The organism is Methanomassiliicoccales archaeon, from assembly GCA_038740345.1.
Lineage (GTDB): Archaea > Thermoplasmatota > Thermoplasmata > Methanomassiliicoccales > UBA472 > JAJRAN01.
Genome location: JAVYMA010000038.1, coordinates 1 through 7,485, shown reverse-complemented (window position 1 = coordinate 7,485; position 7,485 = coordinate 1). Strand labels below are relative to the sequence as shown.

Sequence of the window (7,485 nt, the reverse complement as noted above, 5' to 3'; positions counted from 1 at the left end):
TGGGTTAGGACGGGCACGGTATTGGGGGAAAGCCAAGGTGGCGATTCAGGCTCTGATGACCTTTTTGGTGATGAACGTGAAGCGCGGATGGTCAAACTGTTGGAGCTCAAGGCTCAGAAAGGAGGGATTTTACAAACAGGATGAAAAAAGAGGAGAAAGGAGCAGGATAATATAGACGAAGAACAAGAAACCGTCCCCAAAACTTACTTGATCTGATCCTGCATTCAACTTCCACAGCCCCCCAAAGGGGAGAACCCAATAAAATCTCCACTTTTTCAGAGCTCTCTTTTTTTTCTTGACAAATTTATATTGTTATAATATTATAACAAACAATTTTAAGGAGTAGAATAATATGAGTGTTGCTTCAAAATTAGCCAACTATGTGAAATCATTTTCATATCAAGATATCCCTTCGGATATAATTCACCATACAAAAAGGGTATTATTAGATACCCTTGGGTGTGCAATGGGAGGGTATGGGAGTGAAGCGAGGCGAGTGATCGAAGAATATATAAAAGAATCAGGGCATCCACCAGAGTCAACTGTTTTCGGTAGTGGATTTAAAACTTCATGTCTCAATGCAACGTTAATCAATGGTGCAATGGTTCGTTACCTTGATTATAATGACACTGCTTTTATTATCCAAGGGAATATTTATCGAACAGGCTATCATCCTAGTGAAGTTATTCCACCGATCTTAGCAATTGGTGAAAAGTTTCATCTCTCTGGAAAAGACGCTATTACAGCTATTGTCTTGGGTTATAATCTTTCGCTATCGTTCCTTGAGGCTGTGAAGGGAATAGGAATGGAGAAAAAAGGTTGGAATGGGGATACTCGGGGAGCCTATATAATGCCTTTAATTATTGGGAAATTATTAGAAATGGATGAGAATCAGATGGAAAATGCTATTGGGATTTCAGGTAGTTGTCACGCAGTCTTGGGAATATTAGATGCACCGGCTGAAGAATATACAATGACAAAAAATATTAGGTTTCCTGTATTAGCCTATGGAGGGATTATGGCAACTTTGTTAGCCCGAAAAGGATTTACAGGGCCGAAGACCATTATAGAGGGTCATGATGGTTTTGTTGAGACGATTATGCGTGGGGAGTATGATGTAGATAAAATTATTCCTCCAAAAGGGAAATTTGCGATTCAAGAAACATGCATTAAATCTATAATTGCTGATTATTCCTCCCATGGTCATTTATCTGCTACCTTAAAATTAGTCAGGGATTATAATATAAAACCCGAGGATATTGTTGAAATTAGGATCAAAACAAGTAAAAGATGTGCTGAACATACAGGGGATTTGGCAAAAAAGTATCCTAAGAATAAAGAGACAGCTGATCATAGTTCTTATTTTCTTACAGCGATTGCAGTAATTGATCGACAAATAGGTCCTGATCAATTTTCTCCAGAGAAATATAATGACCCAAGAGTATTGGAGTTAATTGGAAAGATTACCATTCAAGGGGACCCCGAATTAGATAAAGTGAGGCCGGCTGGGATTTCTGAGATAATCACAAAGGAAGGGAAGAGATTTCAGTGCAGGGTTGATTTTCCTAGAGGTCATGCGCGTAATCCTATGACAGATATGGAGATTATAGAAAAGTTTAAAAGCATGGCGAAAGTTTATATGGATGACGAACAGATGGAAAAAATCATTAAAGCAGTATTTGAAGTGGATGAGTTTAAAGATATTGAGAAATTAAATCGATTATTAGTGTTTAATGATTCAAATTGATTTTTATAGTTGCCCTCCGAGTATTTTCAAAAAGAAGAGGAAAGGTATATAGAAATGGCAAGAATTTATGAATATCAAGGAAAAGAGATTTTTAAAAAGATTGGAATTCCTGTTCCTCAAGGAAGGTGTGCAAACACGCCCGAAGAGGCAAAGCAAATAGCATCAGAAATTGGGAAAAGTGTTGTAGTTAAGGCCCAAGTCTGGACTACTGGCCGGTTCAAAGCTGGAGGAATTAAGTTTGCAAATACCCTTCAGGAGGTTGAGACTTTTACAAAAGAAATGTTGGGGAGTTCAATAAAAGGACTTTCTGTAGAAAAGGTGCTAGTAGAGGAACGTCTGGACATAGAAAAAGAATTATATATTGGTATAATCGTTAGCAATTCATATAAGATTAAAGGGCCTGTTCTTATTTTTAGTATTGAAGGAGGGGTAAGGATCGAAGAAGTCGCTGCAAGAAGTCCTGAGAAAGTGGCTTCTTTAAATATAAATTATTTAAAAGGTATTAGTAAAAATGAAGTAGAGGTGTTATTTTCTCGACTTTCATGGGAGAAAGAGCTTTCTTCTGATTTAAAATTAAATCTTTTTGATATAATTTGCAATTTTTATAAAGCCTTTAAGGATACTGATTCAAGAGTTGCAGAAATTAACCCATTAATCATAACACGCGATAAAAAAGTTATTGCTGGAGATTGTCGTTTTACAATTGATGACAATTCTGTATTTCGACATCCAGAGTTTGGAATTAAAGTCCCGAGAGATATGGATAGGCCTCCTACGAGGTTGGAAGAGATCGCATGGGGTATTGAGGAGGGTGATTATCGAGGGACAGGTTATTTCACCCAAATGTTTCCGAAGTTAGAGGGTAAAGGGTGGATAGGGTTTCACGGGATTGGTGGTGGGGGAGCGATGTTAGGTGCAAGTGCTTTTGTTGAAAGGGGATTTAAAATTGCCAATTATGCGGATACAAGTGGAGACCCAACAGCGAGTAAAGTTTATCTTGTAATCAAGAGTATTTTTTCACAGCCTATTGATGGGTATGTCCTTATGGGAGCTTGTCTTGCGAATCAAGAGCAATGGCATCACGCACATGCTATTGTGAAGGCTTTAAGAGAGGAAGCAAAGAAAAAACCGGGGTTTCCGGTGGTGATTTTATTAGCTGGGAATAAGGAGAATGAGGCTCACGAAATTATTAAAAATGGGTTAAGAGATACCCATCTTACGTGGGAACTTTATGGGAAAGAATATATTTATAACACTAATTTCATTGCAGATCGGGTTGAATGTTTAATCAAACAATATCAAACCGAGAAATATGGAAAAAAGGAATAGAAAATTATGGCAGAGGACAGATTAGAATTTGAAACAAGGAAAACGAAGATTTCTATTGATTACAAACATTGTGAACCCGCAACAAAAAATGATTCAAAACCTTCTTGTGGATTTGCGTGCGTTAAAGCTTGCAGATTATATGGTAGAAATATTTTGAAGATTGAAGGAAATAAACCTGTTTTGACCATTGTTGATCCTGAAGAAATTAAACGTCTTGATAATGAATGTCTAGCCTGTGAATATCATTGTTGGTTCCATGGGACAAATTGCATTCGAATAGAGATTCCCTTAGAAGGGCTTGAAGAATATAGAAGAGATGTCGTGGGGGAATAGAAATGGCTATTATAGTGGATGAAACAACGAAGATGCTTATTCAAGGAATTACGGGGAGATTTGGCCAAAATGTAGCGAGGCGTATGATCGAGGTGGGTTCAAAAGTTGTTGCCGGAGTTACCCCTGGGCGTGGGGGGAGTTCAGTTTGGGGAGTTCCTGTATTTAATAGTGTAAAAGAGGCCATTCAAGAAGTTGGTGAAGTGGATGCATCGGTTGTTGTAGTGCCTGGTCCAGAAGCTAAGTCAGCGGTAATAGAAGTATTTAACGAAGGGATTAAAACAGTCCTTATGCGAGTGGAGAGAGTACCTCTTCATGATACATTAGAAATAATTGCTTATGCCCAAGAGTTGGGTATTCGGTTAATCGGGCCTGGATCCGCAGGAGTTGTAAGTCCCGGAAAAGCTTCTTTAGGAGGGTTGGGTGGATTCATGGGTTCCTCAGATCTACCAAAAATCGCTTTTAGACCCGGTAGAATTGGGGTAGTATCAAGAAGTGGTGGACAAACAACAACTCTAAGTTGGGTAGTATGCCAGGTCGGATTCGGGATAAGTACTGCTATACATCTTGGTTCAGAGCCTATATTAGGAACAACTTTTGCCGAAGTTCTTCCTCTTTTTCAATCTGACGAAGAAACAGATGGTGTAGTATATTTTGGCGAGATAGGTACAGTGATGGAAGAAGAAGCGGCCGAAATTATTAGGGAAGGGAGATACAAAAAACCCTTAGTAGCTTACATAGCTGGGAAAGGACTCCCACAGGGATTACGGTTTTCCCATGCTAGTGCTATAGTAGAGGGCGGGAGAGGCTCTGCTGAGGGGAAAATAAAGGCACTGAGAGAAGTCTGTTGCCATGTTGTAGAGAGACCTGAAGAAATAGGTCCTGCCCTAAAAAGAATATTTGGTGACTTAAAATCATAAATAAGAAAAGGAGGAAATCTTTGGATAGGGTATTAAGAAGCCTACTTTTTGTGCCAGCGAATAGCTGGCGAATGATTACCACTGCAACTGCTGAGGGTGAAGACGCTATCATTTTAGATCTAGAAGATGCATGCCCATTTGAGGAAAAGGAAACGGGCAGGATTTTTGCAAGAGATGCTATCCCCATGTTGAAAGAGAGAGGAATTGATGTATTTGTTAGGGTCAATTCATTTGAGACTGGTTTGACAGAGGAGGATCTTTTTTATGTTGTGTCGGAAGGATTAGATGGCATTATGTTGCCCAAAACAGAATCGAAGGAAGATATTATACGATTGGACGAACATCTCAGGAAGGAAGAAAAGAGTAAAGGATTGCCACCTAATATTATTTCGATTCTTCCACTTTTGGAGACTCCCAAAGGAATTTCCAATGTTTATGAGATTATTTCAAGTAGTTCTAGGGTTTTAGGATTAAGCTTTGGTGCTGGGGATTACTCAAGGGAACTTGGCTTAGGAATGGGTGTGACTAACCTTACGCAAGAAGAATTTTTTTTAATGGCAGCTCATCCACGTGCTTGTATCGCCTTGGCAGCCCGAGCAGCAGGATTGCATGCAATTGATTCACCTTTTTTTGGGTTAGTGATTGATATAGAAGGGATTAAAAAAGAAACAAGAAAGGTGAAATTAATGGGGTTTAATGGGAAATTACTCGTTCATCCCCGTCATGTGGAATCTGTTAATCAGATCTTTACGCCTACAAAAGAAGAGGTTGAGTTTGCAAAGAAAGTGATCGAAGTCTACGAAGAGTCAAGAAAGAAGGGGTTAGGAGCAACAACGATCGGTGGAAGAATGATAGACTATGGGTCTTACAGAAGAGCAATGAATTTAATTTCTATTGCTAAAAAGATTTCGGAGAAAGAAGCAAAGAGAGATTAGTTAGGTGAGACACAGATGGAAACTCTATCTGAAACCTATGCTGATTTTATTGTCAAGACTCATTATGAACAACTAGGATATGATGTGGTGACTCATACAAAAAAGTTGGTATTAGATTTAATAGGGGTCTCTTTAGCAGGTTACAAGTTAATGGAATTCCCCAAAATTTTATCAAATTATTTACAAAATCTTGGGGGAGAACCAGAAGCAACGATTATACAGGCAAAGAAGAAATACCCTGCAATTAATGCTGCTTTAGTTAATGCAGTTTGTGCCCATTCTATCGACATGGACGATGGACATCGTTTTGCTGCTCTTCATCCTGGCGCGGTAGTCATTCCAACAGCACTAGCTGCGACCGAATTGTCTGAGGCAACCACTAAAGAGATGATCACAGGAATAGTGGTGGGGTATGAAATTATGATCCATTTAGGCTGGGCCATCAATCCATCAAGCCTTAATAGAGGTTTTCACACTACGGGAATTATTGGTCCTTTTGCTGCTGCCGCAACAGCTGCAAACATTATGAAGTTAAATTATGAAGAAACAATAGGTGCATTAGGGTTAGCGGGTCTTCAAGGCGCGGGTCTTTTACAGGTAAATCATGATGAGGAAGGTGCTAAAGTTAAACCAATTAGCCCTGGACGAGCAGCACAGGCGGGTCTCCTCTCATGTATTCTTTCGCGAAAAGGAATGAGAGGGCCATTGAGAATATTTGAAGGAGAAGACGGTTTTTTAAAAGCAGTAACTGATGAGGTAAAAACAGAGATATTAATCAAAAATTTAGGGAAAAAGTTCGAAATTATTAACACTTATATCAAATTCTATGCAGCTTGTCGTCACGCACATGCGCCTATTGATGCCGTTCTTGAAATAATGAAAGACTCGAAGATAGATCCTTTAGAAATAAATAAAATTTCTGTTGAAACATATCCAGTGGCAATTAGACTCGCTGGTATTACTCATGTAACAACAACTTCAGCTGCTCGCTTTAGTATTCCTTTTTCAGTAGCTTTAGCAATTATTAAAGGGGATGCTGGTGCAGATAAATATACGGAAGAAAATGTACGGGATGAAAATATCCAAAAGCTTTCCGGAAAAGTTGAATTAAATATAGGGGGAAAATGGGAAGAGCTATATCCTCAAAAAAGGGGGGCTAAAGTCCATATCAAAGATAATATAGGAAGAGAATGGAGTGCCGAAGTTGAATTGGCAAAAGGAGAGCCTGAAAATCCTGCAAGTTGGGAAGAAGTATATAATAAATATTATAAAAATTCAAAACTGTTAATCTCTGAAGAAGATGTCAAAATTATTGGCAAAATTATAGAAAAGTTAGAAAATTATCCTTTAGATGAACTTACAGTATTTTTGTAAATTGTCATTAATATCTAAATATTAACAAAGGGTTAATGCTCAAAGGGTTTTAATTCTTCATAGCAGAGAGCTTTAAAAATTATATAATAAGAAAAGGGAAAGTATTTAAAGTGAATCTGGAGAAAAAGAAATTAATAAAGGGGAAATAGGTTATTCCAGCCTATGAACAAGCCCCAATAGAGAATGGTTGCGTAATTGTAGAGAAATATATGATCACCGAAGTTAGGATATATGAAAATCTAAAAATTGAATATCAAAAATGAGGCAATTGACGATGGTTTACAATTAGTCATTCCAGGAAGTAAATATTCATGGCCATGGTCGTGAATTTTCCTATTTTCAACAAGGAACCGTTGGCAATAGTCGTATTTTCACAAGCGATGAATATTTACGGTTTCCGATCCAAATGCCAAATTTGATTCCGAAAAGTATAAACTTTCTTATAGCCGGATGGCTCCACAATGATGCAGTATGGTGGAGTGGGAATGAAGGAAAAGAAAGAAGAGTAGAGAAGAAGCCTTATGAGAAAAAACCATAAAAAAATATTCTAAGCCACATTAAGGGAGCTTTAAAAAATATTTATGTCATTATAGTAGAAGCTGTATGAAGAATTAAATTGAGAACCACAATATATTTTTAATAGTAAAAATATTGTTACTGAAGTCTTGCATTTAGGTAAGTATCGAGAATACTTTGTTTAAATTGAATTTTCATTGTTTTAAGAGTGATACTGATATTCTCCAGCAAAATATTCGTTCGTACCTGGAAAGCAAGGCGCCGAATGGAGAGATCCAGGGACTTCTTTTTATCCTTTAACCATTGTCCGACAGGGTCGGATCCGCCTCTGGCG

The 7,485-nt window shown here is 38.1% G+C and carries 7 protein-coding genes; 6 read left to right on the top strand and 1 reads right to left on the bottom strand.

Annotation, left to right across the window (positions count from 1 at the left end; translation table 11 throughout):
- Window positions 1-352 precede the first annotated feature (352 nt).
- From QW520_08720 to QW520_08695, 6 genes are read left to right on the top strand one after another with little or no spacing between them, the layout of a single operon-like run.
- Window positions 353-1,747, top strand: coding sequence for an MmgE/PrpD family protein (locus QW520_08720; GenBank protein MEM0449886.1), 1,395 nt, complete (start codon window positions 353-355; stop codon window positions 1,745-1,747).
- Between the two features lie 9 nt (window positions 1,748-1,756).
- Window positions 1,757-3,076: an ATP-grasp domain-containing protein gene (locus QW520_08715; GenBank protein MEM0449885.1), complete on the top strand. Its 1,320-nt coding sequence runs from the start codon at window positions 1,757-1,759 to the stop codon at window positions 3,074-3,076.
- Between the two features lie 6 nt (window positions 3,077-3,082).
- Window positions 3,083-3,409, top strand: a complete 327-nt coding sequence (locus QW520_08710) for a hypothetical protein (GenBank protein ID MEM0449884.1) — start codon at window positions 3,083-3,085, stop codon at window positions 3,407-3,409.
- A 2-nt stretch (window positions 3,410-3,411) separates the two neighbouring features.
- Window positions 3,412-4,326 carry a CoA-binding protein gene (locus QW520_08705; GenBank protein ID MEM0449883.1) on the top strand — a complete coding sequence of 305 codons (915 nt, stop codon included), beginning with the start codon at window positions 3,412-3,414 and terminating at the stop codon, window positions 4,324-4,326.
- A gap of 20 nt (window positions 4,327-4,346) precedes the next feature.
- Entirely contained in the window at window positions 4,347-5,261 is a 915-nt protein-coding gene (locus tag QW520_08700) for a CoA ester lyase (GenBank protein MEM0449882.1), read from the top strand.
- Window positions 5,262-5,276: 15 nt separating this feature from the next.
- On the top strand, window positions 5,277-6,635 hold the full coding sequence (locus tag QW520_08695; protein MEM0449881.1) for an MmgE/PrpD family protein: 1,359 nt from the start codon (window positions 5,277-5,279) through the stop codon (window positions 6,633-6,635).
- Window positions 6,636-7,289: 654 nt separating this feature from the next.
- Here the strand turns inward: QW520_08695 and QW520_08690 are convergent.
- Window positions 7,290-7,485, bottom strand: a 196-nt coding sequence (locus QW520_08690; protein ID MEM0449880.1) for a hypothetical protein, incomplete at its 5' end; no start/stop codon positions are given.

What these genes read in the sequence shown, in the direction of transcription:
- QW520_08720 (MEM0449886.1), top strand. Translation starts at nt 353, where the DNA reads ATGAGTGTTGCTTCAAAATTAGCCAACTATGTGAAATCATTTTCATAT.
- QW520_08705 (MEM0449883.1), top strand. Translation starts at nt 3,412, where the DNA reads ATGGCTATTATAGTGGATGAAACAACGAAGATGCTTATTCAAGGAATT.
- QW520_08710 (MEM0449884.1), top strand. Translation starts at nt 3,083, where the DNA reads ATGGCAGAGGACAGATTAGAATTTGAAACAAGGAAAACGAAGATTTCT.
- QW520_08695 (MEM0449881.1), top strand. Translation starts at nt 5,277, where the DNA reads ATGGAAACTCTATCTGAAACCTATGCTGATTTTATTGTCAAGACTCAT.